The following is a 24,964-nucleotide window of genomic DNA, read 5'->3' on the forward strand; positions in this document are numbered from 1 at the left end:
AATGGAACCGACCACCCTCATATCCCTTTCAGGTTCGCTTATGGGCTTGTTCGGCCTGCTCGTCAGTCTGTTCTCCATCCATCTCGGAAACTGGCTTTCCAAGCTGCAGGGGCTGCGGACCAAATGGGATATCAACAACGGTTCGGATGACAAGGAGATCGCCGCCCGGCGCGAGTGCCGCTACACGATGGCCGAGGTCTATAACTGGCAGCCATTCGTGATGACCGTCATCATATTGGCTTTCGGAGCAGCTGTCTTGTACTTCTTCAACGATGTCCGCCACGCCAACACGGTCGTCTTTCCGAGCATCTTCGTCTATCTCTACAACGGCTTCTTCGGCATCATGTTCGTCCTTCAGGCATTCCTGCTCCTCAATGGCTGGTCTGTCGGTCAGGGTCTGAAGAATGACATCGACACCCAGTTTCCTAAGCCGAAGCGCTGATGCTGAAGAAGCCGGCGGCCCGGACATTCCTGGAAAGCGCGCTTAGGCGCGGCGCCGAAAACAACGCCTACGATGTTCGCTCCTACCAGATCACCGCGGCGACCAAGGCGGCCAACGAACTGCTTGCCGGCAGGAACGCGGTGTTGACCCTGCCGACGGGTACCGGCAAGACCGTCGTCTGCGGCATGACGGCAGCCCTCGTCATGGCAGAACAACCCGATGCACGCACATTGTTTACGGCTCCGCGACGTACCTTGCTCAGTCAGTTGTTCAACAGGTCTCGCTGGATCAATCCGACCGTCCCTTCCGTCGCGCTTGGATCCGACCCTCGTGAAACCGACCAGCATGTCTATGCCGCCGTTCACTACGGCCGATTGATCTTCGGCATGCCGGAATTCCTCGGTAATCGGCTTTTGAGCGACCTGCTGCCCAATGATCTGATCGCGCAACTCCGCTTTCTGATCATTGACGAGTTCGATCATTTTCTCACATTGCGATATAGAGCTCGCGATGTGACAGCCAGCTTCCATGATGCGCTCGAGACCCTTCTCACCTGCCTCGGTCCATCCTGCCGCCTGCTATTGGTCAGCGCGACAACACCCGAATTGCCGGCCGCCACCAAACCCGCCGAGGTCGAAGCTCAGGTGGATGCCACTGCCCAGGCCGCCTTCCGTCGCTTCCTAGACGCACGCCTGTCACCGAGCTACGTTTCGATTCCTCCACGCTACTATGCCGACTTCATCCCTCATGCCCGGATTATCGCCGTTGCCGTCGAGGACGGGCACGTGCAGGCGCTCGACTTTGCGATCGATGAAGAAATAGGCCTGATGCTCAACTGGATTTCCGGAACACTCGGCTTTCCCATCGATCCGGTTTACGTTCTTCCACGACTGAGCCAGATTCTCTCGGGACATCTTTCACTGGCGCCAGGCCTGCCGCGGAGCTTCCTGGCGGATGTCGCTGGCCTGCTCGGTCGCCTCCAATGGCTGAGCCATCTGTCGGATTTCGTCTACGAGGACATGGCACGCAACACTGATTGGCGCTTTGAGGATACCTTTCGCTACGACCGTGACCTGAAACGCCGCCTGCCAGCGCAGGTTCGCCGCATCAACGATCCGCCGGAGGAGGACGGACAGAAGGTGATGTATCCTGCCTTTCGAGGAAAGGCCGACGGCCTGCTTCAGATCCTCGCGCGCCACCGCGACGAAAAGGGTGTCATCTTCTTCCGTAACGTCCGGATTCTCGAACTCTTCGCATCACGATTGCGCGAGGAGGGCCGGTCGATTGCAATTGTCCACGGCGCCCAGCCGGCAAGCGACAACGACGCGGCGCTGGCAAGTTTTCGTGCCCGGGAAAATCTGCTGCTCTTGATTACGCGCGACACAGGAAAGAGAGGTCTCGATCTGCCGGAGGCGGATTTCGCCGTCTTCTACAGTCCGAAGTCGCGGGAGGACGTCACGTGGCAAGAGGTAAGCCGAATTCGCAGCACACTGCGTGACAGAAAGAATACCTACATTTTGTTTTATGCCGGGACGGGCGAAGCGGCGAAGATGGCAATGATGATCGCTGCCCTTGAGAAAACGACGCACTCCAAAGAGATTACCATCACGCATCTGGTCGCTTGTTCATGATAATCGTCTCTGTTCGAACCTTAAGCGAGCCCGCCGCGCCTCTCCGCCTGCCCTCGGGCATACCGATCAGAATCAATTCGCCTCGATCAGCTCCAACAGCGTCGCTTCCGTAGGTCAATGTTCCATTTCGCCCTGTGATCCCGCGCGTATGGCCGCCAGAACGTCCTTCTGAAGAGACATGAACTCTGAAGTGGCAATCATGTCCTGATTGCGAGGGCGGGCAAGGCCGACATGGAACGTCGCATTGATGCGACCGGGATTGATGCTCATCGCCACGATCCGGTCTGAGAGATATACGGCCTCTTCGACATCGTGTGTGACGAATAAGACGGTCAGTCGATGCTCTTCCCAGATTTGTGTCAGGAGTTCCTGCATCTGATGGCGTGTCAGGGCGTCGAGCGCGCCGAAGGGTTCGTCCATCAAGAGCATTCTTGGGCGATAGGAAAGGGCGCGTGCGATCGCAACGCGCTGCTTCATGCCGCCGGATAGTTGTGATGGGAACGCATCCGCAAACTTGGTGAGTTTGACGAGCTCTATATGGTGGCGCGCGACATCCCGGCATTCGGCCTTTGACAGTCCCGCAGCCTGAAGCGCAAATTCGACATTCTGCTGGGCGGTCAGCCAAGGAAGAAGCGTGTAGGATTGGAAAACGACACCGCGATCGAGGCCAGGCCCGACGATCGGTGCGCCATCCGTGAGCAGCACGCCATCGTCGAAACCCTGCAGGCCGGCAACGATCGACAGCAACGTGCTCTTGCCACAACCGGATGCCCCGACGAGCGAGACGAACTCGTTGTCCTGAAGTTCAAGATCGATGTTGCTCAGCGCATGCACACGGCTCTTTCTGCCGCGGTACCATTTATTGAGGCCCTCGATTTTGAGTTTGGATTCACTCATGTCAATGCCTCGAAGCATAGCGGAAGAAGACGCGCTCAAGAGCCTTCATGCTCTGGTCGGTGATGAGACCAAGCAAACCCAGAAGCAGGATGTAGCCGATGATTGTCTGCGTCTGGAAGTAGCGCTGGGAAACGACGATACGATAACCCAGGCCCGAGGTCGCAGCCACGAGCTCCGCCAGGACGAGCCAGGTCCAGGCCCAGCCGAGACTGATGCGCAGCGTGTCCCAGATTCCAGGCAGCGCAGAGGGCAGCACGATGCGACGGAGTATCCTGGTCTCAGACATACCAAGTGTCCGGCCGAGGCCGACGAAGTCAGACGGTACTCGCTTCACGCTATCCATCACCATCAGCACCTGCTGGAAGAAAGTCCCGATGAAAATAATGACGAATTTTTGCACATCGCTCGTTCCGGCCCACAGAATGGTCAGCGGCACGAATGCGACAACCGGCATATAGCGAACGAAATCGACGAAGGGTTCGATCGCCGCCTCCCAGGTCTTGAAGCAGCCGATCATGATGCCGATCGGGATCGCCAGCGCCGATGCAATGAGGAAGCCGACAAGCATGCGATAGATGCTGATCCCAGCATCCGTCCATAGCGTGCCATCCATGGCAAGTTCGACCATCTTGCTCCACACGGCTGTGGGTGAGGGCAGGAAGATCGGCTTCACCCAGCCGGTGGCGGTCGAAAGCCACCAAATCGCGAAGAGCACCAGGAAAACCGCAACGGCGATCAGAAAAAAGGTCTGGCCGCTCATCGGATCGCCGATGCGAAAGGCACTTGGCGGCCTGCCCACTCCCGCGCGCGTTGGCGCGCGGGATCTCTGTTTCGTTGTCGAGGACAAGTCGGAGCTAGACATCATAGTCCCATCGGAGCCTGAGATCACTTGTTGGCGGCATCGACGAAGGATGCGTCGATCATGCTGTCGGCGGAAACATCCTGGGTGACGAGGCCGGCTTGCTTGGCAGCCTTCAGCACATCGGCGAATGTCTTGGTCTTGAAGTCGCCGGCAAAGGCCTTGGAGGCTTCGGCAGAACTATAGTACTGAACGCCGTCGAAGGCGGTCTTCAGATCATCCGGGGTGGCCCCCACCGCCTTTGCGATGATGGCGCGGTCCGCGTCCGTGTTGGTCTTATAGTCGGCAAGTGCTGCATCCCAGGCCTTGATCATCGCGAGGACCTGTCCCGGCTTCTGCTTCAGCACGTCTTCGCGCACGACGAGGACGTCGGATACGAGACCCGGGTCTTTGCCGGCTTCAAACAGGAGCTTGATGTCCTTGTTCTGCGCAAGGGCGGTCGAAATATAAGGCTCATAGGTGACTGCGACCGGAACGCGGCCGGCAATCAATGCCGTTCCAGCGTCGGCTGCTGGCATCGGGACCTTGACGATGTCGTTGATGGTCATGCCATTGCTGGAGAGCGCGTAGTTCAAAAGAATATCGCTGGTGGTGCCTTCTTCGAAGGCGATGTTCTTGCCCTTCAGGTCAGCCACGCTCTTGACGTCGGTGCCTGCGAGGATCGCGTCGGCCTTGAGGCTGAAGTCGAGAAGGGAGATGATCTTCACCGGCAAGCCGGCGGCAACCATGCCCATGGCCGTATGTGTGGCGATGTTGGCGGCATCAAGCTGGCCACTTGCAAGAGCGGCGTTGATATCCTTGTCCTCGCTAAAATTGACAAGCTGGACGTCATCGAGCCCGAGCTTCTTGAAGAAGCCCTTGTCGGCGGCGACATGCCATTGACCATAGCCGAGCCAGGGCTCGATGCCGATCTTGAAGGCGCCTGCCTCGGGCTTGGACGGAATCTGCTCCTGGGCGTTTGCCTGGGTTGCGGCAAGGACGCCGACGATACCGAGCGCGAGTGCTGCGCGGGAAAACTGCTTGCTGATGGATTTGTAGTTCATTGGAACCCCTCATTTTGATTGTTCAGCGAATGGTTTAGCGTTGCATCATTCCAAGTTTCACGCCCGAGCATCAAGCTCTGCATTGGGCGCATCCGTCGTGGCCAGAACGTTTCGTAGCCGATTTCCTCTTATTCCGGTGTTCTCATTTTGGTGACGAAGTGCGGGCCTCTTCTTTTGAGTTCCTCGATCGATCCGCATCCCATGAGGGTAAGGGCAATCGAGATCTCTCGGCGAAGCGTGTCGATCGCCTGAGCGACGCCAGCCTGACCGGCTGCCGCCAGACCATAGGTATATGCGCGACCGAGCATGACACCGTCTGCGCCCGATCCGAGCGCCTTGATGATGTCGCTGCCCCTTCTAATGCCACCGTCGAGCATGAGCGAAAAGTCCGGCCCGACTGCAGCCCTTATCCCCGGCAGCGCCGATATGGTGCTCATCGCACCGTCGAGTTGCCGCCCACCGTGGTTTGAAATCACCACGCCGTCGACGCCGATGGCTTTCGCCTTTTCTGCATCGTCAGGCGACAAGATGCCCTTGATGACGAGCTTCCTTTTCCAGCGATCACGAAGACGGGCAATGTCGCTCCAAGCCAGACGCTTGTCGATCCGCCGGGAAAGATTGGCAGCCTGTTCAAGTGCTCCGGATCCAAAATCCGGACGATGCCTGACGGCCCTGACGGAAGGCATGCCGCCTTGGGCAATATCGAACAGCCATGCCGGCTTCCGACACAGGCTGGCAAGGAGGCGAGGCGTAAGCCGTGTCAGAGATCGAAAGCCGTTTCGCACGTCGCGTTCGCGGATCGCGGTGATCGCCGTATCTACGGTGACATGAAGCGCCTCGGCGTTTGCGTCGCGCGCCGCATGCAGGAGTTCCTCTGCGAATTCGCGATCGTCCAGCACATAGAGCTGGAAATGTAAGATCCCATTCGATGTCTCGCGCACATCTGAGAGCGATGCGATCGAGAAGGTGGAAAGGGCAAAGGGAATGCCTGCGGCTTCGGCCGCTCTTGCGGCTTTCTGCTCGCCGTTTCGCGAATAAAGGCCGAGGAAGCCAACCGGGCCCAGCATGAAGGGCAGTGCATGTTGCCTGCCGAGAAAGTCGGTGGAAAGATCCGGATCGGCGCTATTGGCAAGGATCGTCTGGCGCAGAGACAGATGCGAAAAATCCTCCCGGTTGCGGCGACAGGTCTCCTCGGCAAACGAGCCGCCGTCAATATAGTCGAAGAACAGCTTCGGCAAACGCCGGCTGGCAGCCTCTCGCAGATCATCGATATTGACGATCGTCATGGCCTCACCTCTCGGGATCGATGGCGTCGAAGAAGCGTGTCATCAGATCCGCGCCTGAAACCGGTTCAGAACCAACCATCGTCGAGACCGACAGGCCGATCAGCGACGATGTGGGATTATGGTTTGCGGCACCCGCCCTGAGGTTCATGACGAGCGTGGGGCACAGGAAAAATGCAAGCCGAACGACGCGTCGCCAATCCGATGGCAGCAGGCCCTTTTGATTGAGAGCCGCCAGGAGCGGCTTCCACATCGATTGCGCTTTCGTCTCGAAGAGCGCGGCCCGCACCGGGCTCAGCCTCCAGTCGAAATCCACCAGCAGGCGCCCGTCCGCAAATCTGGCCTGTGCCTTGAAGATTTGTTCGGCAAGGCTCGGGTCATAAAGCCAGTAGGGATGGGCAAGCATATTGTGGAAGGTGGTCTTGACCTCGGCCAGAAGGGTCGGGATGTGCTCGCCCGCGAAAGCGGGATCGAAGAAGGAAAGAGTTGCCCCATCCTGCTTTCGCTCGAACCAGACATTGGCATTATGCGCATCCCCATGTGCCGTTACACCACCGCCGTCGGCAAGTCGTGCCGGGGCCAATCGCGCGTGGGAGGCGTCGAACAGTTGACCGAGTGTTTCACTATATTCGATGCCGTTGATGACGAAATGAGCTTGCGAAAGCTCGCTCCAGGACAGGGTTACGCCCGGAAACTGGAAGTCCTTGCCGACGTAGTAACTTGCGAGGCGGCCGCCGGGATAGTTTCCCTGCGGTGCGGTTACGAGCCGATCGTAAAACAGCCGATGGACCGGCTCGCGCGCTACCTCTTCTTGCGTTACGGCATGCAGCGTCTTCAGATATACGGCCAGCACGGCCTCGTTGAGGTGGCGCTCTGCGGCCACCGCCTGAAGTGCGGTCTTCTCATCGTTGAGACCGTCAAGCTCTCTTAGAACATCGGAAAAACGCGGGTCTGTCCTGCGGCGGTAAACTAGGATCTGTTCTCCAGGGAGCGTCGACATCATGACCGGCTGATCGACGGGAAGGCCAGCCTTGGCGAGAATATCGGCCCGATAATATTCACCGCTCATCTCCTCCTCGTTTTCCTCCTGGTGGAACTTGAAGAAGTAGGGCTTGCCGTTGGCCTCGAAGAAGCCGTTCAGGGAGTTCAGACTATACTGGTCGTGGTTGATCGCCAGATTGTGGGCCGCAACCTGAAAGAGATCCCGCAAGAGATCGGTAAGCAACGCTTCGGCATTGCCGTCACGTCGCTTGGCGTATTCGCGGATCTCTGCCGTCCGACTGCTTTGCTGTGCCATCGTTTGATCCAATCCTGGCTCGTTACTTTGCGGGCGGCAAGTATCTGCTTCCGAGTGTGTAGCGGCTGCCGACATAGGTGAAGGTATTGACGGTTGCGATAGTCTGACCCGTCCAGGTCTTACGGTTGAGGACCAGACAACTGTCATGCTCGCGAATATGCAAAAGCTGCGCCTGACGTTGCGTGGCCGGAACGGCGCTGATCAGGTGCTCCACCTCGGTCAAAGGCGTGCTGTGCTGCAGGTAGTCGTAGGTCGCAGCCGATGTGAAGTCCTGATCGAGATAGTCCTTGACCAGTCCCGGATTGACGTAGCGTTCTTCCAACTGGACCGGTATGTCGTTTTCGTAGTGTACGATCAATGAGTGCTCCACCGGTTGCACCTTCTTGAATTCGAAGGCAGCAAGCAAACTCTGATCCGGCCGCTTGATCCGTTCGAGAGTGATCACCTCGGCGCGATGTCTGCTGCCGCGCGCCTTGATTTCGCTGACGATGTTGCTGATTTCGATCAGGGTCGACTGCGCCTTGGGAGGCGAAACGAATGTGCCGACGCCCTGGACTCGGCGCAGATGGCCCTCGGCGGTCAATTCGCGAAGTGCGCGATGGACCGTCATGCGAGAGACGCCGAGCGTTGCCATCAGCTCGTGCTCGGATGGCAACTTCTCGTTCTGTGGCCAGTTGCCGTTTCCGATATTATCGAGGACAAAGTCCTTGATCTTTTCGTAAAGCGGTAGCGCGGTATTGGAAAGACCGGGCAATTCTTTCTCCGTGTCACGCATGGCGTGTGCTGATCAATCGGCGACCCGAATGATTGTTTTCAATTTGTTCGAACGACCGTCGATCAGGCGACGATAGGCGTCAGGAATCTCGTCCAGCGAGGCCAAGACTTCGCTGAATTGCAGCAGCGAAGACTGCAGCCTGGGCAAGAGTGCGATAGCGTCGGTGAGTTCGCCTTCGAAAGCGTGACAGCCGATGAGGCTTATTTCCCGCTCGACGAAAAGATTGGGATCGAGTTCGATTGTTCCGTGGCTGATGCCGACGAGGGCGAGTGCGCCGCCGCCGTCGAGGATCTCCAGGCCCTTCTTGATGGCGGCAATGCTTCCTGTTGCATCCACCGCATAGCGAAGTCGCGCGCCGTCGAGTGCCGCTTTCGCCTGCAATTTGTTCAGGTCGATTGCCGAGCCGCCGCAGATCCGTGCCACCATCGTGGCGCGATCAAGGTTGAGGTCGCAAAATAGGAGTTTGCCGTCGTGAAGATGTGAGAGCAACAATCCGCAGAGGCCGCCGATCGTTCCGCAACCGATGAGGAGGACGGGTTCGCCAGGCGACGGACGAAGCCGGCGCACAGCGTGAAGAGCGACAGCCAAGGGCTCCGCCATCGCTGCTGTGGCAGGGTCGAGCGAAGGGTCGTGCTTATGCAGCAGCCGCGCTGGAAGGTTTGCCCGTTCTGCGAAACCGCCGTCACAGACCTCTCCCACGAAGCCGAGATGGTCGCAAACATTGCTATGGCCTGATAGGCATGCTTCACACCGGCCGCAATAAAAACGAGAGTCGACGGCGACAAGATCACCGACCTTCAGATCTTCCACATCGTCGCCGACTGCTGCGACACGTCCGCAGAATTCATGGCCCGCCGTCGACGGGCGCCTGCTGATCCATTGGCCGGTCCGGAAGTTATGAAGGTCGGAACCACAGATTCCTGCGGCACGAACGTCGACCGTCGCGTAGCCTGCGGGCGGCGGCCCTGGGTCGCCGACGTCCTCCACTCTCAGGTCGAGCGCATCATGGAGCCGCACGGCCTTCATGGGGCTAGCTCCGCTTCGAAAGGTAGGCTTCGCGAACGGGCGAGACGGCATGCGCATGCGACGAGAAGCCCTCATATTCGGCGAGCTTGTGTGCCCGCTTGGCAAATTCAGGATAGGCTCGAGCCGTCACGTAGCCGATCGAGCTGCGCTTGACAAAGTCGGTGACCGACAGCGGACCGAAGGTGCGCGCCCACCTGCTGGTCGGCAGCACCGCATTCGGGCCAAGGCAGAAATTGGCGATGCTGACAGGCGTATGCGGTCCCATGAGAATTTCCGCCGCCTCGGTGATTTGGCCCAGATGGGCAAAGGCATCCTGGGACAGGATTTCGAGGTGCTCCGGCGCGTAGGCGTTGACGAAATCGTAGCTCTCTTCAATCGATGAGGTCAGCACGATACCACCCGATTTGCCCGAGAGAACAGCGCTTGAGAATTGGACACGCTGTTCGGTCATCCGTGACCAATGGTCTGGCAGAGCGGCGAGCGCCTCTTCCGCGACCCGACGGCTGTGGGTGACGAGATAGGCCGATGAATCCGGCCCATGCTCGGCCTCGATCAGCAGATCGAGCGCCGCCAGGCCACCGTGTACAGTGTCATCGGCAAAGATGATCGCTTCCGACGGCCCGGCAGGAAGGCCGGTGTCGATGATCCCGGCCAACATGCGCTTGGCTGCGACGACCCAGGGGCTTCCAGGTCCCACGATTTTAAGAGCCGGCTTGATCGTTTCCGTACCATAGGTGACAGCGGCGACGGCTTGAGCACCGCCAACCTTATAGACTGTTTCGACACCGGCAAGGCGCGCTGCAACGAGGGTTGCCGCATCGACGCCTCCATTCGGGGCAGGAGGCGTGACGATCGCAAGGTTGGGAACACCGGCGACCACGGCTGGAACCGCTGTCATCATCGTCACTGACGGGAAGGAGCCCTTTCCGCGTGGGACGTAAAGCGCGACCGATTTGATCGGTGTGAAGCGATCGCCCGCAAATGCGCCGGGCTTGATTTCCTTCAGCCACATTGCCTCCGGCTTCTGCTCCTCATGGAAATGGCGGATATTCTCGATGCCAAAGGTGATGGCTTCGATGACCTCTTCGCTCACGGGCTTGAACGCTTCGTCGAACTCGGCCTCGGTTACTTTCAGGGTCGCTTCCGTGATGTTCGCCTTGTCGAGCTCGCGGCCGAAGCGGGCGACAGCGCGGTCGCCTTCTTTCTTCACCGCCTCAAGGATTGGCGCCACTTTCTCCATGAAGCCGGAAATATCCGTTTCCGAACGTCGCAGCAGCGCGGCTCTCTCGTCCGTTCCGAGCTTGGAATAGTCGTGGAAGGTGACGTTGGTCATTGCTCACATCCTAGTTGGCGCGCGAAAGGCGCAGATAGCCGCAACCGTCCGCGCGTCGATGGCGCGACGATAAATGTGTTCCTTGCGAGCATCCCATTCGGCACCACAATCGCTGGTCGCCTAGGCGTTTTCCCGCAGACTATATGCATTGAGGATGCCGGATGGTTATTCCGGCAAAATCCCAGGAAGTCTAAGACTTCGTTCCCGTTTTTTATTTGTCTATAGATGTCTATACATTTATAGACAATAACATCGTGGCCGCGCTGTCAAGCCTCATCTGGTCTTTTCAGATTGAAGCCAGGAAGCCACCATCGACAGGAATGCACTGACCGGTAATGTAAGCGGATGCGCTGCTTGCAAGAAAGACAACCGCACCGCCGATATCGGTCTCCTTGCCGAACCGCTTCTGCGGGATTTTGTCGAGCATTTTCGCCGACCAGTTCTCATCCTGGTAGAAACCCTCGGTCATCGTCGTGCGGAAATAGCCTGGCGCGACCGCATTGACCCTAATTCCATACTGGGCCCATTCCGCTGAAAGCGCCCGCGTCATGCCGAGCAACCCGGATTTTGAAGAGCCATAGGGCACGGCCGTCGGTATGCCGACGTAGGAGGTCAAAGAGCAAAGGTTGATGATGCTGCCCCCGTCCTGCTGCTTGGCCATCTTGCGGGCTGCCGCCTGCGACCAGAAGAAGGCTCCCTTGAGATTGGTGCCGATGATCTTGTCCCAAAGTTGCTCGTCGACATCGAACGACGGTGAAACCTCTTCATAGCCGGCGTTGTTGACGAGTATATCGATAGTCCCGGCCCGGGAGGCGAAGCCTTTTAGGGTATCATCGATGGAGGCAATATCGGTCACGTCCTGAGCGCTTGTGAGGCAGGATCGGCCGAGAGACTCGATCTTCCGTTTCGTCTCGGACAGGGACGTCTCGTCACGCGAGGTGATGCAAATGTCGGCACCGGCTTCTGCCAGAGAAAGGGCGATCCATTGCCCCAACCCGCGGCTTGCACCGGTTACTACGGCCACTCTTTTCGAAAGATCGAATATTGATTTTGCCATTGTGATCCCCTTGCTTTTCGGTGATCAAACCACGCCCGATTGATATTGTCTATACATGTATCGACAAAGTGACCTTTCCTTCCTATGCTTCCTGCCATCGCAACAAGAAGGGGGTTGAGAATGTCCGATAGCAGAAGACACATTCGCGACGAGGTTGTTGGTATACCTCCTTACAATTCCGGCCTGACGCTTAGGGAAGTGCAAGAGCGCTATCACCCGGCGGCAATCGCGAAACTGGGCTCGAACGAAAACCCGCTCGGCGCATCCGAGCATGCGATGGTCTCAAGCACGGAGCTGCGCGATCTTTTCCGGCTCTATCCTGATCCTAAGGGACGAGCACTCTGTGAGGCCCTTGCCGAGCGTTTTGGCAGCAAGGCGCCCGACATCATCCTTGGCAACGGTTCTGAAGATTTGATCGCGGTCGTCTGCAGGGCTGTCGTGCGGCCAGGCGATGTTGTCACGACCCTCTATCCATCCTTCCCGCTGCATGAGGACTATGCTGTCTTGATGGGTGGCAAGGTCGAGCGGATCGAAATCCTGCCGGACTTTTCTGTCGACATGGCTGCACTTGAGGCAGCTGCCAGGCGCAAGCCACGCATGATCCTGTTCGCAAATCCGATGAATCCGGTTGGAACATGGATCGGCAAGGGCGATTTCGAACTGTTTCTCGATGCCGTCGACCCGGATACGCTGCTTGTTATCGACGAAGCCTATGCCGAATATGCCTATGGTGAAGACTATCCCGCGACGCTCGACATATTGCGAGCAAGCAACAAGAGCTGGATCGTCTTGCGCACCTTCTCAAAAGCCTATGGGCTCGCCGGGCTGCGGATCGGCTTTGGCATTGCCTCCAGCCCCGAACTGCTCGACTTCCTGAACCGCGTGCGAACGCCGTTTAACACCAACGCGATCGCACAAGCCGCCGCTATTGCAGCACTTGGAGACGAAGAACATCTCAAGCGGACAGTCACGCTTGCCCTATCCGAAAGAGCTCGTGTCAGTGATGCGCTAAAGCTGCGAGATATCAAAGTTGCCCCATCTAAAGGAAACTTCGTTTTCTTTGATTGCGGGATGGATGCCTCCGTCTTCGCCGAGAAACTTCTGATCGCCGGCGTTATTGTGAAGCCCTGGAAGCAGGCCGGGTACACAAGGTTCGTTCGCGTGAGCATTGGGTCTGTTGTGGAGAATGATCAGTTTCTCAGTGCCTTGGATACGAACGCGAGGGGTCGAGACTAGCTGTCTGGTTGCAGAACGTCATTGGGATCAGGTAGGTTGAGCTATCGCGAAGAATGCGTAGCGCTTTACCTCTGTCAGCGATGAGATGCCGTGATGATGCAAATCTATCCCCAGGCGCGCACCACCTCGCCGGTGTGGGTGGAGATCGCGAGTCCCACCGAACCGACAAGCGTCGTCGCCGAGTGCTATGGCATCAGCCGATGAGACAGTGCGCAAATGGCACAAGCGCGGCGAGCAGGGATGCCAGGACCGGTCGAGCCGACCAAAGCGGCTGACATGGCGTATCACCGAGGAGGAACGCACGATCATTTGTGCCGTCCGACGAGCGACGGACTTCCCAGTGGATGACCTGACCTTCATGCTTCGCCATTTCCCGGCCGGCCATCGACACTATCCCTCAAAGGGCGTGGGCGGTTTCGGGAATGTGACCTCGGCTATGTCCATATAGATATCAAACACGTGTCAAAAGCGAGCTGCCGGGTTGGAAAATTCAGCTAAGGCGATCACCTTCCTGGCAGCAGCGCAAAAGGCCTTCCGCTTTCGCATCACTCATGTGTCGACAGATCGAGGATCCTGCTTCATCGCCGATGACTTCGAACGCGCCTGCGCAAAGCTCAAGGTCACCCGCCGCGTGACAAAAGCCCTGCACGCCATGAACTAATGGTACGGTCGAACGCTTCAATGGCTGAGTCGCAAGCGAGGTGAAAATTGGACTATCTACGCTTTCGGGAGGGGTTTGCCAAATATCCCCATCTGGCCATGTTCCTGGCTCATGCTGGCGACAGCGATCCATTCGAGCCGCCAACCAAGATCATCGTACTTAAAGACATTGGCACACCCGATGGCCAATGGGGACTGGAGAATTTGCAGGACGTCTTCATAGACATCTGCACGTTCAAGTCGGATGACATGGACCGTCCGGCATTTGTCTGCGTTTCTGAAGAGGGGAAGGTCTGGTTTCATCTCCCGACGCGTATCGAGGAAGACATAGCTGACGCCGGCCTGTTTAAGCCCACCTCCCTGGGTCTTGGCTATCTCGGCGGAATCAAGCAGCTCAACGGTGACCTTTTCGCATTTGGTTTCCGTGGTCAGATCTATCGGCGTGCTGCTCCCGGGAAATGGGAACACTTCGACGAAGGGCTGCTCGGGTCCACTGATGACGAGTTCGACCTAACCGACATGTGTATATCAGGCGGCTCGTTCTACGCAGTGACCGCATTGGGCAGCGGAGGCCGGATTTGCTCCAGAAGTAATGGCATCTGGGTGGACGAATTCAACCCGTCGGGCGATTGGCTCAACGCGGTCGCGGCCCATCCCGCCTCCGGGACGGTGTGGGTCTGCGGTCGAAATGGCGCCCTTCTTCACGGCGACGCCAAAAGCGGTTTTACCAGTGCTGGCAACCTGGGCTGCTATGAGGAATTCCTCTCCATCGCCTTTTTCAAGGGGCAAGTCTGGCTGAACTCGGCAAACGCGATTTACACCTTTGCTTCGGGGGCGTTGTCCAAGGTCGACACCGGGCTCGTTCCGAAATTGCAGAATGCGCATCGTTTGCAGGTTGTCGGCGATGTGCTGTGGTCCTTTGGCTATGATGACGTCGCCCGTTTTGACGGTGAGAAATGGACGCGCTTCGTGTGCCCAGGCACGAAGCTGTTCACGCCTAAAGCATAATCCCGAAAAGTTGCGATCTTTCGGGATTATGTGGAAAAGCGATGAGCAGAGCTTGGTGACGTTCAGCTTGATTACATCTGGTCCAGGGTGTTCATTTGCGTCACGGTTTCACCCCGTTTTACATTTCGCCGTGACCGTATTTCGATATAGATATAGCAGATTCATCAACGGGTTCCTCGTGACTGAATGGATCAACCTCAAGTGAAAATCCGGATTAAACCGTCCTGAAACTCGACAGCGCTGCGGTCAGATCACTACCTTAGCCTAAGGTCATCGTTGGCCGGCGTTCAGTGAAATGGCGTCGCACCATCTGCTCAATGGCGGGCCAAACATCAGGCAGACCCGCCGATATTACAGGTCCATACCGCGCCATGACCGCCTGCTCGCTTACGCTGTTCTCTACCCAGGTTCCACCCTCGTTGGCGAGATTCAAGAGGAGGGGCTGCAGTCGATCTATCCCTCGCGCGAAAATAGCTTCAGCGCTGCTGCCCGCCTCGAACTCGTCCCACAGTGCAAGGTATTCCGCGCCATCCTCAGATGGCAGAAGACCAAAGATCCGCTTCGCTGCTGCGTTTTCCGCTTCCAGCTTGTCTTGCCGATCGCCTGAATGAAGCGGCGTGTCGCCTGCATCGATTTCCACCATATCGTGAATGAGCAGCATCGTCACTGTCTTCAGAAGGTCGATTGGCCGATCCTTGCCGAGCATAAGTGCGAAGAGCGCCAGATGCCAGGAATGTTCCGCGGAGTTTTCGCGCCGCCAGCCGCTTGCCACTTTGGATTGACGCTCGACCAACTTAAGCCGATCGACCTCCAGGAGAAAGGCAAGGCGTTGGTGCAAATCATCTACCACATAACGTCTCCGCCGTTGGGCGAGATGCTCTGACCGACGAAGAACCCAGCCAAGTCAGAGGCCAGATAGACATAGGCCGATGCGATCTCCTCCGGTTCCCCGGCACGTCCAATCGGCAAGGCAGCAAGCTTTGCATTGACAAACTCGGTTCCCCCGACCCATAGCATCGCAGTGTTGGTCATGCCGGGGCAAACGCAGTTCACGGTGATGCCGGATCCCGCAACCTCCTGCGCCACACTTGCGGTGAGAGCGGTCACCGCTGCCTTTGATGCGCAATAGGCGCCATGGTTGGCGACCGGCTTGTGGGCGAGCTGCGAGGAGGTATTGATGATCCGGCCGTAGCCACGCTCCAGCATGTGCGGGATCACATGCTTCATACCATAGGCGACGCCCTTGAGGTTGACGTCGAAAATTGCTGACCAGACGCCCCAGTCCTGTTGGTGGATCGGAGCACCCGCGCTGGTGACACCAGCATTATTCACGAGGATATCAATATGACCAAAGCTTTCACGTGTTCGTCGGATTGTTTCGACCACCGACATTTCGTCAGTTACATCAACGTCAAGCGCAATGGCATCGACCCCCATGCACTTGAGTTCGGTCAACAGAGACGTCTTATCATCTTGCTTGCCAAGGTCGGCGAAAGCGACGTTGGCGCCCGCCTGCGCAAAGGCGATGCACACCGCCCGACCTATCCCGACCGCACCACCTATCACCAGCGCGTTCCGACTTCTCAATGTCATGATGCGTTCATCCTTTGACGGCAACCGACTTCTTCAGGGTGGAAGGGACGGCGGATCTGGAATATTTGGTCAATACGCTTTCAAGGCTCGGCTTTTCTTCTAGCTTCTCGTCCTGGAGAAGGTCACGTTCGATGTCGTCGAGGTGCCGCTCCATCTGCTTCATGGCGGCAGGTGCATCGCGTGCCATGAGGAGCTGGACCAGTTGACGGTGGTCATGAGCCTTGCAGCAGGCCGTGACGTCACTATAGGTCGCTATGACCAGGGCGGAACGGCAGATGAGGTTGCTCAGGTACACGGCGAGCACGCCGTTGTCGGCGAGTTCGCTCAAGAGGATATGAAATTGCCCCGACAGCCTCAGGGCTTCGCGTTGGTCATTCCGATGATACGCGGAATCCTCGGCATCGACATGGGACTTCAATGCGGCGACATCGTTGTCGGTGGCGACCTCAACCAGACGTCGGATAATGTACGGCTCGATTGCCTTGCGCGCGGCAATGATGTCCCTTGCCTCCTTGAGGTCTGGAACCACCACGAAACATCCCTTGTAGGGCTGGACGTCGACAAGGCGATCCTGCTGAAGTCGCTGGATCGCAACCCTGACGATCGTCCGGCTTACGCCGTAGTGGTTGCAGAATACGTCTTCAGGGAGTTTCGTGCCGGGATCGAGAGCCCTGTCCAAGATTGCGTGCACGACCGTGTCGTAGATTTCGTCAGGAACACGATCTATCGACGCGGTCTCTGGCGCCTCGGCGGCGGATGACCCGGTTTGTGGCTTTTTCGGCATGAGATGACCCCCTGGTGTCGATATGTCTGATATAGCCGACGATTGAACTGACCTCAACACAAAAGCAAAACTGTCGGAGTAATTTGATACGAAATAATTTAATTTCGTATTGACTGAGAAGGAAATCCGTTCTCCTATTGTCGCGCAAAGCCCGGCTTTTCCGATCCGGGTTCATCATCGAAAGCCATGCGGAGGAAATATATGCGCAAGAAACTCATCCTCGACGTCGACACCGGGACGGACGACGCTGTCGCCATCATGCTCGCGGGCTTGCACCCAGATCTCGATCTCGTCGCCGTCACCGTCGTCAACGGCAACGTTCCAGTCGAAAACTGCACGGACAACACGCTCAGGACACTGGATTGGATTGGCCGCAGCGATATCCCGGTCTATCAGGGCCTCAGCCATCCAATTGTGCGTGAAGATTTTCCGACGCCGCGGGCAACGAAACGGGATCCGAAAGTTCACATGGCAGTCCTGCCGCTACCTGCGGCGACGTCAGCCAAGCAAGACCTGCCGGCACCTATCTTCCTCAGTCAAGCATTTGCCGAGCAGGCCGGCGAGATCACGCTCATCGCCGTCGGCCCGCTGTCAAATCTGGCGGCCACAATCGCGATTGACCCGCGTTTCCCGGAGAACTGCGCGGAACTAATCATCATGGGCGGGGCCGTAAACAAGTCAAACATCACGCCGTCCGCGGAATTCAACATCTGGGCTGACCCCGAGGCGGCCGCCCAGGTATTCCGTGCGCCATTCCGCAAGATCACACTCGTTCCCCTCGATGCGACGCATGAAGCGCTCGTTTCTAAGGACCAGTGCGACATGCTGCGCGCTCACGGAACGCCTGCATCCACGGCCTCCGCCGATATTATCGAGCATCGGATCAAGGGGTACGAGGCTAACCAGCCAACCGGCACCCCGCAATCGGCTCCGGTCCACGACGCGGTCTGTGTCGCAGCCCTTGTCGATCCGCAAATCATCGAGACGCAGCATGTAAACGTCGTCATCGAAACCTTGGGGGAATACACGATTGGCCGCACGGTGGTGGACCACGAGCGCCGCACGACCCGCGTGCCGAATTGCCATGTGGCCTTCCACGCAAAGCGCGAACCCTTTGTTGCGATGCTTTCGCAAACTTTCGCGCCAGCGACGCCCAGCCAGGTGAAGGCAAGTTGATGTATTGACATTTCAATACGATTGTTTTTAAAATCGTATCAACTTGCATGTCAATTTTAACAATCGACAATGGAACACCTGCAAGTTTCCAAATCGAACTGGGGACCAACAATGAAACTTTTCAAGACCGTAATCTTGTGCGCTGCCCTGTCTCTCGGAGCAATGACGGCTATCGCCGAGGCCGCCACGCGTGTCGCCTTTGTCACAGCTGAAGGCGGCCTGGGCGACCATTCCTTCAACGACATGATCAATGAGGGGCTCAAAAAGGCCAAGACCGACCTGGGGATCGAGTTTGTCGTCATCCAGCCGCGCGCGGTGTCTGACATGCAATCGTCGCTGATCCGCGCCGCCGGCCAGAGGTTCGATCTGGTCCTCGGCGCTTCCTTCGACATGATCGAGCCGATGAAGGCAGCGGCCAAGGCGTTTCCAGACCAGAAGTTCGGGATCATCGACGTCGGTTCCGATCCGATTGCCCCAAATGTCGTCGGCGCGGTCGCTAAGGACTGGGAAGGCTCGTTCATCGTCGGCATCGCGGCCGCGATGACATCGAAGACGGGCACGATCGGCTTTGTCGGCGGCAAGGACATCCCCGTCATCCACCGTTTCTTCAACGGCTATTACTACGGTGCCAAGATGGCGAGGCCCGACATCAACGTTCTGGAGCGATATTCGGGCTCCTTCACAGATCCCGCCGCTGGCAAGGAATATGCGCTAGCCCTGGTTAACGCGAAGTCCGATGTCAATTTCGCGGTCGCCAACTTGACCGGTGCCGGCGTAATCGACGCGGCCAAGAGCACCAAGACATTCGCGATCGGCGTTGACTCCAACCAGAATGGGATGGCGCCGGGCACGGTTTTGACCTCGATGATGAAACGCGTCGACGTTCTTGCCTATGATATCGTAAAGTCGGTCGTCGACGGCACCTTCAAGGGTGGTGTCAACAAGCAATACGGCCTGAAGGAGGGCGGCGTCGAGGCCGCCATGGACAACAACAACAAGGGCCTGATTTCTGACGCCACCCTCAAAAAGATGGATGAGCTGAAGGCCAAGGTCATCTCAGGCGAGATCGTCGTGCCGAACTATATCGAGCTTGATCCGGCCGCAAAGCAGATGGGCACGCCGCCGATCGACCGTCCGGCTGCGAATTGATCCGAAACTCCTCCCCGCCGACCCGGGGCGCCGTCATGGCGTCCCGGGCACAAATGATACCAGCCAGAGGAGGGTGACATGTCACAGGCCCAGACGAAAAGCAGATCTACTCCAGCAGAGGATATTCTTGCCCTCGAGGGGATCAACAAGACTTTCGGTGATCTCGTCGCCATCGAAAATGCCACGCTGACCGTTCGTAAGGGGGAGATTCACGCGCTGGTCGGAGAGAACGGCGCCGGCAAGTCGACGCTTATGAACATTCTCTACGGAATCCACGCGCGTGATGGCGGCGACATGCGGCTGCGCGGCCAGAATGTTCGCTTCAACGGTCCTGCCGAAGCGATCCGCGCCGGCATCGGCATGGTCCACCAGCATTTCAAGCTCTCACCATCCTTTACGGTCGCTGAGAATATCATTCTTGGCTCGGAACCGATGAAGGGCGCAGGCAGGGTAGACTTCGCTAGGGCCGAGGCTGAAACCCGCGAACTCGGCCGGCGATTCGATCTGGAACTCGATCCGAAAGCCATTGTCGCCAAGCTCCCTGTCGGCTTGCGCCAGCGGGTGGAGATCCTGAAGGCACTATATCGCAGCGCTGACATTCTCATTCTTGATGAGCCAACGGCGGTGCTGACGCCCAACGAGACGCGTGAGCTGTTCAATACCATGCGCTCGCTAGCAGCCAGTGGCTGTACCATCATCTTCATCAGCCACAAGCTGCGCGAAGTGCTCGCTGTGTCTGACCGGATATCCGTCATGCGTCGCGGCAAGATTATGCGTACCTTCGACAATGACAATGTCACGGCGCAGGACGTCGCCAATGAAATGGTCGGCCGCTCCGTACTGTTGCGCGTCGATAAATCCGCTGCGCGCGACATCGGCAAGCCGGTGCTCGAGGTCAGAAACCTTGTTGCCGTCGGCGATCGTGGCGAAAGGGCGGTTGATGAGCTGTCACTCGTTGTGCGTGCTGGGGAGATCGTCGGCGTTGCCGGTGTCCAGGGCAATGGCCAGGATGAGCTGGTCGAGTGCATCGCGGGTCTCCGGAGAGCAGCCGAGGGGACTGTCCTGATCGATGGCATTGCTGACTCTGCCGATCCGCGATCCGCCCGGGAATCGGGGCTTGCCTATATTCCGGCCGACCGCGGTGGTCTCGGCCTTTCGCTGGAGAGCCCGCTTTGGGAGAATCTCAGTATCGGTCACCTGCCTGCGGTCTCGAAAGGCCCATTTCTTTCGGCGCGCCGCGCACAGGCGCGTGCGGGCAAGCTGATAGAGGCCTATGATGTGCGCGGCGGCGGAATGTTCGCTCCCGCCGGTTCGCTGTCAGGCGGTAACCAGCAGAAGATTCAGATCGCCCGCGAACTCAGCCGCGAGGCCCGGCTCATCGTTGCCGAACAACCGTCGCAGGGTGTCGATATCGGCGCGATCGAATCCATCCACAAGATACTGGTTGCCATGCGCAACGCCGGCAAGGCTGTCCTTGTCATCTCAGCCGATCTCGATGAAGTCATGGCGCTCTCCGACCGCATCATCGTCATGTATCGCGGCCGTGCGGTTGCGGATTTGGCGAGTGACGAGACCAGCTATGAAGAGATCGGACGCTACATGGGCGGTCTCCATGAAGACGCACATCCCGACCAGGCTGCTACGGAATCACAGCCGGCTGGCCAGACTGCAAACGGAATCGACGGGTGAGCGAAATGGAAAATCAAAGGAGCCTGATGAAAAAGCTGGCGATGCCTCTGGTCGCACCGGTGATTGCCATCGCCATCGCTTTCGTGATTGGCGCGATCCTGATCACCCTTCTCGGACATAATCCGGTCGAGGTATACCAGACGCTGCTTGAGGGTGGGTTATCTGGCTGGCCGAACCTATCCGTCACCTTGCAGATGACAACGCCGCTGCTGTTCACCGGCCTTTCGGTCGCAATCGCCTTTCGTGCAGGCCTCTGGAACATCGGCGCAGAAGGCCAGATGCTGATTGGAGCAATGTTTGCCGGTATCGCGGGCTATGCCCTGACGGGTCTGCCGGCGGTTATCCACCTGCCACTCTGCATTCTGCTGGGCTTCCTTGGCGGCCTGTTGTGGGCCTCGATCCCCGCGCTGCTGCGCGTCTATCTTGGTGTCAACGAGCTTGTCGTCTGCCTGATGCTGAATCCGATCGCCCTTCTGCTGACCAGCTACATCTCGACCAAGCCACTGAAAGCTCCCGGCCCGACGAACAAGCTGCCGGATATTGCCGAGAGCGCCTACCTGCCATCCTTCTCGATCTATTCGCAGCTCAATGCCGGCATCATCCTGGGGATTGCTGTCTGCCTCTTCTTCCTCATTTTCAACGCCACCACGGTGCGTGGGTTCATCTGGAAGCTGATCGGCCTCAATCCGCGCTTCGCGCATTATGGCGGCGTCGACGTCAAGACAAATGCGCTTTGGGTCATGCTCGTCAGCGGCGGCGTCGCGGGACTTGCCGGCGTCGAACAAGTGCTTGGTCAATACCACTCGTTCTATGACAACTTCTCTCCTGGCTTCGGCTTCGATGGGATCGCGGTTGCCATGCTCGCCAACTCCAACCCGCTTGGCGTGATTGCCGCCTCCTTCCTCTTTGGTACTCTGAACGGCGGTAGTGCCGTGCTGCAGATGACCACAGGTTTGAGCAAATACTTCGTCCAGGTGCTGCAGTTCATCGTTGTTCTGGTTCTTGCCGCCAAGTTTGTCTGGCGCCGCAAGCCGGATCGGCTCAAACGAAAACTTGCTGCGACATCCAATCAGCCGCAACCCGCAATAAAGGAAGCTTGACATGATCGAGGAACTCGCCTTTTCCGCCCTGCGCATCTCCGCGCCGCTGGTACTCGCCGCGCTCGGTGGGCTGCTCACCTTTCAGGCCGGAATTCTCAACATCGCGCTCGATGGCTTCATGATCATCGCAGCCTTCGCGGCCGTGTCTTTCGCCTATGCAACCGGCAGCCTGACCGTTGGCATACTTGCGGCGGTTGTCTGTTCGATGCTGCTGGCGGCGCTGCTGGTCACATTCAATTTGCGGTTCAAGGCGCATATCTTCATTGCTGGCATTGCCGTGACGTTCATTGCATATGGCCTGACGGCGCTGCTTCTCGAAGGTATTTTTGGCCAGGATGGCATGTTTACGTCGAACCAGATCCCGACGTTCCCGTCGATCGATATTCCGTTCATCAAGGATATTCCCTTCATAGGCCCGGTCGTCAGCGGGCATACTCTACTGGTTTACGTCGCCTACTTGGCCGTCCCAGCAGTCTACTGGGTGCTCTACAAGACGCGCTGGGGCCTCAGGGTGCGCGTCGTCGGCGAAGCTGAGGCGGCGGCCGCCGCTGCGGGCGTCAATGTCGATCGCATCAAGATCGAGACGATGCTTGCGTCAGGCTTTTTCTGTGGGCTTGCAGGTGCCTATCTGTCGCTCGGCTATGTATCGCTCTTCGCCAAGCAGATGACCAATGACCGGGGCTTGATCGCCATTGCCGCCATCATCTTTGCCAAGGGCAATCCCTTCGCAACGGCGGTCATCGCGTTGCTGTTCGGTCTTGCCTCGGCGCTGTCGATCCGTCTTCCGGAGGTAACCGGGATCGCGCCACAGTTGTTGCAGCTCATCCCCTATGTCGTCACCATCCTGGCTCTGGTCGTCGTTGGTATCCGCAGCGCGCGGGCACGAAACAAGCACGGCAGCTGGAATTTCTACGTCGCCTGATTCTGGAACATCAGTTCGGCTGATGCCGACATAGTGGGAGCTACATCAAATGCGTAAGTCGGTCCTTGTCACGGGCGCAAACGGTCTCATCGGCTACGAAGTGGTGAAACGGCTTGTCGACGCGGGGCGCGAGGTCGTTGCCGTGGACAGGACGTTGTCCGACGTCGCCATGCTGACCGACCACGCCTTTGCTCTGGAGATCGGCGATCAGCACCGGCTGCACGAACTTGCGGCCCGCTTCGGGATTGACGCCATCATCCATTGCGGTGGCGTCTCCGGTCCGATGCTCGGCCGCGACAATCCGGCAGCCCTGTTCAACATCAATGTTGGCGGAACGATTGACGTGGCGGAAGTCGCCCGTCAACGAACCGCACTCGGCCATCCTTGCCGCCTGCTATTCTGCTCTTCGCTCACCGTTTACGGCAACCAACCACAGGACGACATCCGGGAAAGCAATCCGCTGCTGACGCGTCAGTGCTACGCATCGAGCAAGGTCGCGGGCGAGGCCATCGTCCTGTCCTACGCGGAGGAGCATGATCTCGACGCAATAGTGCTGCGCATCGCCGGCGTCTATGGCCCTCGGCGCAGGACCGCCTGCGTGCTGCGGCTGATGATTGAGAATGCACTAGAGGGAAAGCCGACGCATTTGCCCTATGGCCATGGCTTTCCGCGTCAGTGGGTGCATGCCGACGACATCGCAAGCGGCCTGATCCTGGCGCTCGATGTCGAGGCGCCCTTAGAGCGGGTGTTCAACCTCAGTGGTGGCATCAACCCGACAATCGACGAGGCTGCCGGGATCGTCCGTGCAGCAATCCCAGGCGCCGATATCCGTCTCGACGAAGGCGCCGACCCGGAGGACATTACGCTCGGCTTGCTCAGCATCGACGCCGCCCGGCGGGTGCTTGGTTATGAGCCGGCGGTGACGCTCAAGGACGGGATACACCGTCTGATCCAAACCATAAAAAACGATAGGTAAAGGAAACACTCATGGAAAAAATCATTTTGGATTGCGATCCTGGGCACGACGATGCCATCGCCATCCTGCTGGCGGCGGCCAATCCGGCGATCAACCTGCTCGGGATCACGACCGTATCCGGCAACCACAATGTGGACAACACGACGCGCAATGCGCTGTCTACCTGCACCGCGTACGGCATCAAGGTGCCCGTGGCCAAAGGCTCGCACGGTCCAATCGTCGCCGAGCAGGTTCTGGCCATCGAGATCCATGGCGAAACCGGTCTCGACGGCCCGGAACTGCCGCCGGCTTCCTTCGACCTGGACAAGCGACATGCCGTCGACTTCATCATCGACACTGTGATGGAGCACGAAGCAAAAACGGTCACGCTCGTGCCGGTCGGTCCCTGGACCAATATCGCGCTCGCGATCCGTAAGGAACCACGTATCGTCGAGCGGGTGAAGCGGGTGGTCGGAATGGGCGGAGCCTATACCCGCGGCAACATCACGCCGACGGCGGAGTTCAACATCTATGCCGATGCCGAAGCCGCCGATGTCGTGTTCCGCGCCAATTGGGACGTGACCATGGTCGGGCTGGATCTCACGCAGACACAGGCACTGGCCACACCGGATCTTCAGGACAGAGTGCGCGCGATCGGAGGCTCGATTAGCACGTTCATCCTGGATATCTGGGCGTTCATCGCCACCACGCATGGCGGCCTGCTGCAGATCGCCTATCCCGCGATCCATGACGCAGTCTGCGTCGCCGCCTTGATCGACCCCACTATTCTCACCACCGAAAAGGCCGACATACGCGTCGAAACCTCGGGGCGCTGGACCAGGGGTATGACCGTCTGCAACTTCGAGAAGATGGGTGGCATGCGTCATTTCGGGGGTACGGCCGCAGAGCAGGTCGATTTCCGCCACAGCGTTGCAATGACGCTCGACCATCCAAGGTTCTGCGACATGATCGTCGATGCCGTCGAACGGTTGACCAGGCTTAAAAACTCAAGCTGAAAAGGCCATCAAGGCCGCAATAAGGGGAACTAT

23 protein-coding genes and 1 pseudogene are annotated in these 24,964 nt (G+C 58.2%); 12 read left to right on the plus strand and 12 right to left on the minus strand.

All coding sequences use genetic code 11. The features are described 5' to 3' along the window. Nucleotide 1: 1 nt before the first annotated feature. Together BJ928_RS35110 and BJ928_RS35115 are read left to right on the plus strand one after the other, a co-directional pair. A complete protein-coding gene (locus BJ928_RS35110; RefSeq protein WP_047636188.1) occupies nucleotides 2–442 on the plus strand; it encodes a hypothetical protein in 441 nt (146 codons plus the stop codon). Beyond that, on the plus strand, nucleotides 442–2,073 hold the full coding sequence (locus BJ928_RS35115) for a DEAD/DEAH box helicase (protein WP_047636187.1): 1,632 nt from the start codon (nucleotides 442–444) through the stop codon (nucleotides 2,071–2,073). Before BJ928_RS35110 ends, BJ928_RS35115 begins: the two co-directional genes overlap by 1 nt. Nucleotides 2,074–2,187: 114 nt before the next feature. Here the strand turns inward: BJ928_RS35115 and BJ928_RS35120 are convergent, their stop codons facing one another. The 9 genes from BJ928_RS35120 to BJ928_RS35160 all read right to left on the minus strand — a co-directional run bounded on the left by BJ928_RS35120 (nucleotide 2,188) and on the right by BJ928_RS35160 (nucleotide 11,643). Continuing rightward, on the minus strand, nucleotides 2,188–2,970 hold the full coding sequence (locus BJ928_RS35120) for an ABC transporter ATP-binding protein (RefSeq protein ID WP_047636186.1): 783 nt from the start codon (nucleotides 2,968–2,970) through the stop codon (nucleotides 2,188–2,190). 1 nt (nucleotide 2,971) lies between these two features. Further along, entirely contained in the window at nucleotides 2,972–3,832 is an 861-nt protein-coding gene (locus BJ928_RS35125) for an ABC transporter permease (protein WP_047636226.1), read from the minus strand. 23 nt (nucleotides 3,833–3,855) lie between these two features. Further along, nucleotides 3,856–4,872 (minus strand): ABC transporter substrate-binding protein, encoded by a 1,017-nt coding sequence (locus BJ928_RS35130; RefSeq protein WP_047636185.1) that lies wholly within the window; start codon nucleotides 4,870–4,872, stop codon nucleotides 3,856–3,858. A gap of 128 nt (nucleotides 4,873–5,000) precedes the next feature. Beyond that, nucleotides 5,001–6,158 carry an alpha-hydroxy acid oxidase gene (locus BJ928_RS35135; protein ID WP_047636184.1) on the minus strand — a complete coding sequence of 386 codons (1,158 nt, stop codon included), beginning with the start codon at nucleotides 6,156–6,158 and terminating at the stop codon, nucleotides 5,001–5,003. Nucleotides 6,159–6,162: 4 nt separating this feature from the next. After that, nucleotides 6,163–7,452: a hypothetical protein gene (locus BJ928_RS35140; protein WP_047636183.1), complete on the minus strand. Its 1,290-nt coding sequence runs from the start codon at nucleotides 7,450–7,452 to the stop codon at nucleotides 6,163–6,165. A gap of 22 nt (nucleotides 7,453–7,474) precedes the next feature. Beyond that, on the minus strand, nucleotides 7,475–8,206 hold the full coding sequence (hutC, locus tag BJ928_RS35145) for a histidine utilization repressor (protein ID WP_047636182.1): 732 nt from the start codon (nucleotides 8,204–8,206) through the stop codon (nucleotides 7,475–7,477). A 33-nt stretch (nucleotides 8,207–8,239) separates the two neighbouring features. After that, nucleotides 8,240–9,253, minus strand: a complete 1,014-nt coding sequence (locus BJ928_RS35150) for an alcohol dehydrogenase catalytic domain-containing protein (protein WP_047636181.1) — start codon at nucleotides 9,251–9,253, stop codon at nucleotides 8,240–8,242. 4 nt (nucleotides 9,254–9,257) lie between these two features. Further along, nucleotides 9,258–10,586 (minus strand): histidinol dehydrogenase, encoded by a 1,329-nt coding sequence (gene hisD, locus BJ928_RS35155; RefSeq protein WP_047636180.1) that lies wholly within the window; start codon nucleotides 10,584–10,586, stop codon nucleotides 9,258–9,260. A 286-nt stretch (nucleotides 10,587–10,872) separates the two neighbouring features. After that, entirely contained in the window at nucleotides 10,873–11,643 is a 771-nt protein-coding gene (locus tag BJ928_RS35160) for a glucose 1-dehydrogenase (RefSeq protein ID WP_047636179.1), read from the minus strand. Nucleotides 11,644–11,763: 120 nt separating this feature from the next. Between BJ928_RS35160 and hisC the strand changes: the two genes are divergently transcribed. The 3 genes and pseudogenes from hisC to BJ928_RS35175 all read left to right on the plus strand — a co-directional run bounded on the left by hisC (nucleotide 11,764) and on the right by BJ928_RS35175 (nucleotide 14,547). Next, nucleotides 11,764–12,879: a histidinol-phosphate transaminase gene (gene hisC / locus BJ928_RS35165; RefSeq protein ID WP_047636178.1), complete on the plus strand. Its 1,116-nt coding sequence runs from the start codon at nucleotides 11,764–11,766 to the stop codon at nucleotides 12,877–12,879. A gap of 93 nt (nucleotides 12,880–12,972) precedes the next feature. Next, nucleotides 12,973–13,565 (plus strand): annotated as a pseudogene (locus tag BJ928_RS35170) (IS481 family transposase); the annotation flags it as partial. A gap of 22 nt (nucleotides 13,566–13,587) precedes the next feature. Then, entirely contained in the window at nucleotides 13,588–14,547 is a 960-nt protein-coding gene (locus BJ928_RS35175; RefSeq protein ID WP_147413972.1) for a hypothetical protein, read from the plus strand. 259 nt (nucleotides 14,548–14,806) lie between these two features. Here BJ928_RS35175 and BJ928_RS35180 read toward each other — a convergent pair whose 3' ends face one another. From BJ928_RS35180 to BJ928_RS35190, 3 genes are read right to left on the minus strand one after another with little or no spacing between them, the layout of a single operon-like run. Next, nucleotides 14,807–15,397 (minus strand): HD domain-containing protein, encoded by a 591-nt coding sequence (locus BJ928_RS35180; RefSeq protein ID WP_047636176.1) that lies wholly within the window; start codon nucleotides 15,395–15,397, stop codon nucleotides 14,807–14,809. Then, nucleotides 15,391–16,140 (minus strand): SDR family oxidoreductase, encoded by a 750-nt coding sequence (locus BJ928_RS35185; RefSeq protein ID WP_047636225.1) that lies wholly within the window; start codon nucleotides 16,138–16,140, stop codon nucleotides 15,391–15,393. The genes BJ928_RS35180 and BJ928_RS35185 overlap by 7 nt, the downstream gene beginning before the upstream one ends. A gap of 7 nt (nucleotides 16,141–16,147) precedes the next feature. Continuing rightward, on the minus strand, nucleotides 16,148–16,924 hold the full coding sequence (locus BJ928_RS35190) for a GntR family transcriptional regulator (protein WP_052227980.1): 777 nt from the start codon (nucleotides 16,922–16,924) through the stop codon (nucleotides 16,148–16,150). A gap of 201 nt (nucleotides 16,925–17,125) precedes the next feature. Between BJ928_RS35190 and BJ928_RS35195 the strand changes: the two genes are divergently transcribed. The 7 genes from BJ928_RS35195 to BJ928_RS35225 all read left to right on the plus strand — a co-directional run bounded on the left by BJ928_RS35195 (nucleotide 17,126) and on the right by BJ928_RS35225 (nucleotide 24,931). Further along, entirely contained in the window at nucleotides 17,126–18,100 is a 975-nt protein-coding gene (locus BJ928_RS35195) for a nucleoside hydrolase (RefSeq protein ID WP_047636175.1), read from the plus strand. Between the two features lie 111 nt (nucleotides 18,101–18,211). After that, complete coding sequence (locus tag BJ928_RS35200) at nucleotides 18,212–19,249, plus strand: BMP family ABC transporter substrate-binding protein (RefSeq protein ID WP_052227979.1); 1,038 nt, start codon at nucleotides 18,212–18,214, stop codon at nucleotides 19,247–19,249. A 78-nt stretch (nucleotides 19,250–19,327) separates the two neighbouring features. After that, complete coding sequence (locus BJ928_RS35205; protein WP_063769480.1) at nucleotides 19,328–20,938, plus strand: ABC transporter ATP-binding protein; 1,611 nt, start codon at nucleotides 19,328–19,330, stop codon at nucleotides 20,936–20,938. Between the two features lie 5 nt (nucleotides 20,939–20,943). Next, nucleotides 20,944–22,038: an ABC transporter permease gene (locus BJ928_RS35210; protein WP_147413973.1), complete on the plus strand. Its 1,095-nt coding sequence runs from the start codon at nucleotides 20,944–20,946 to the stop codon at nucleotides 22,036–22,038. Nucleotide 22,039: 1 nt separating this feature from the next. Further along, entirely contained in the window at nucleotides 22,040–22,960 is a 921-nt protein-coding gene (locus BJ928_RS35215; protein ID WP_047636174.1) for an ABC transporter permease, read from the plus strand. Between the two features lie 49 nt (nucleotides 22,961–23,009). After that, nucleotides 23,010–23,936, plus strand: coding sequence for an NAD(P)-dependent oxidoreductase (locus tag BJ928_RS35220; protein ID WP_047636173.1), 927 nt, complete (start codon nucleotides 23,010–23,012; stop codon nucleotides 23,934–23,936). A gap of 11 nt (nucleotides 23,937–23,947) precedes the next feature. Further along, complete coding sequence (locus tag BJ928_RS35225; RefSeq protein WP_047636172.1) at nucleotides 23,948–24,931, plus strand: nucleoside hydrolase; 984 nt, start codon at nucleotides 23,948–23,950, stop codon at nucleotides 24,929–24,931. The last annotated feature ends 33 nt before the right edge of the window (nucleotides 24,932–24,964 follow it).

Origin of the sequence: Rhizobium sp. WW_1 (genome assembly GCF_003610155.1) — a bacterium.
In the GTDB taxonomy this organism is placed as follows: domain Bacteria; phylum Pseudomonadota; class Alphaproteobacteria; order Rhizobiales; family Rhizobiaceae; genus Rhizobium; species Rhizobium tropici_A.

What these genes read in the sequence shown, in the direction of transcription:
- BJ928_RS35110 (WP_047636188.1), top strand. Translation starts at nt 2, where the DNA reads ATGGAACCGACCACCCTCATATCCCTTTCAGGTTCGCTTATGGGCTTG.
- BJ928_RS35115 (WP_047636187.1), top strand. Translation starts at nt 442, where the DNA reads ATGCTGAAGAAGCCGGCGGCCCGGACATTCCTGGAAAGCGCGCTTAGG.
- BJ928_RS35120 (WP_047636186.1), bottom strand. Translation starts at nt 2,970, where the DNA reads ATGAGTGAATCCAAACTCAAAATCGAGGGCCTCAATAAATGGTACCGC.
- BJ928_RS35125 (WP_047636226.1), bottom strand. Translation starts at nt 3,832, where the DNA reads ATGTCTAGCTCCGACTTGTCCTCGACAACGAAACAGAGATCCCGCGCG.
- BJ928_RS35130 (WP_047636185.1), bottom strand. Translation starts at nt 4,872, where the DNA reads ATGAACTACAAATCCATCAGCAAGCAGTTTTCCCGCGCAGCACTCGCG.
- BJ928_RS35135 (WP_047636184.1), bottom strand. Translation starts at nt 6,158, where the DNA reads ATGACGATCGTCAATATCGATGATCTGCGAGAGGCTGCCAGCCGGCGT.
- BJ928_RS35140 (WP_047636183.1), bottom strand. Translation starts at nt 7,452, where the DNA reads ATGGCACAGCAAAGCAGTCGGACGGCAGAGATCCGCGAATACGCCAAG.
- BJ928_RS35150 (WP_047636181.1), bottom strand. Translation starts at nt 9,253, where the DNA reads ATGAAGGCCGTGCGGCTCCATGATGCGCTCGACCTGAGAGTGGAGGAC.
- hisD (WP_047636180.1), bottom strand. Translation starts at nt 10,586, where the DNA reads ATGACCAACGTCACCTTCCACGACTATTCCAAGCTCGGAACGGACGAG.
- BJ928_RS35160 (WP_047636179.1), bottom strand. Translation starts at nt 11,643, where the DNA reads ATGGCAAAATCAATATTCGATCTTTCGAAAAGAGTGGCCGTAGTAACC.
- hisC (WP_047636178.1), top strand. Translation starts at nt 11,764, where the DNA reads ATGTCCGATAGCAGAAGACACATTCGCGACGAGGTTGTTGGTATACCT.
- BJ928_RS35185 (WP_047636225.1), bottom strand. Translation starts at nt 16,140, where the DNA reads ATGACATTGAGAAGTCGGAACGCGCTGGTGATAGGTGGTGCGGTCGGG.
- BJ928_RS35190 (WP_052227980.1), bottom strand. Translation starts at nt 16,924, where the DNA reads ATGCCGAAAAAGCCACAAACCGGGTCATCCGCCGCCGAGGCGCCAGAG.
- BJ928_RS35195 (WP_047636175.1), top strand. Translation starts at nt 17,126, where the DNA reads ATGCGCAAGAAACTCATCCTCGACGTCGACACCGGGACGGACGACGCT.
- BJ928_RS35200 (WP_052227979.1), top strand. Translation starts at nt 18,212, where the DNA reads ATGAAACTTTTCAAGACCGTAATCTTGTGCGCTGCCCTGTCTCTCGGA.
- BJ928_RS35205 (WP_063769480.1), top strand. Translation starts at nt 19,328, where the DNA reads ATGTCACAGGCCCAGACGAAAAGCAGATCTACTCCAGCAGAGGATATT.
- BJ928_RS35210 (WP_147413973.1), top strand. Translation starts at nt 20,944, where the DNA reads ATGGAAAATCAAAGGAGCCTGATGAAAAAGCTGGCGATGCCTCTGGTC.
- BJ928_RS35215 (WP_047636174.1), top strand. Translation starts at nt 22,040, where the DNA reads ATGATCGAGGAACTCGCCTTTTCCGCCCTGCGCATCTCCGCGCCGCTG.
- BJ928_RS35220 (WP_047636173.1), top strand. Translation starts at nt 23,010, where the DNA reads ATGCGTAAGTCGGTCCTTGTCACGGGCGCAAACGGTCTCATCGGCTAC.
- BJ928_RS35225 (WP_047636172.1), top strand. Translation starts at nt 23,948, where the DNA reads ATGGAAAAAATCATTTTGGATTGCGATCCTGGGCACGACGATGCCATC.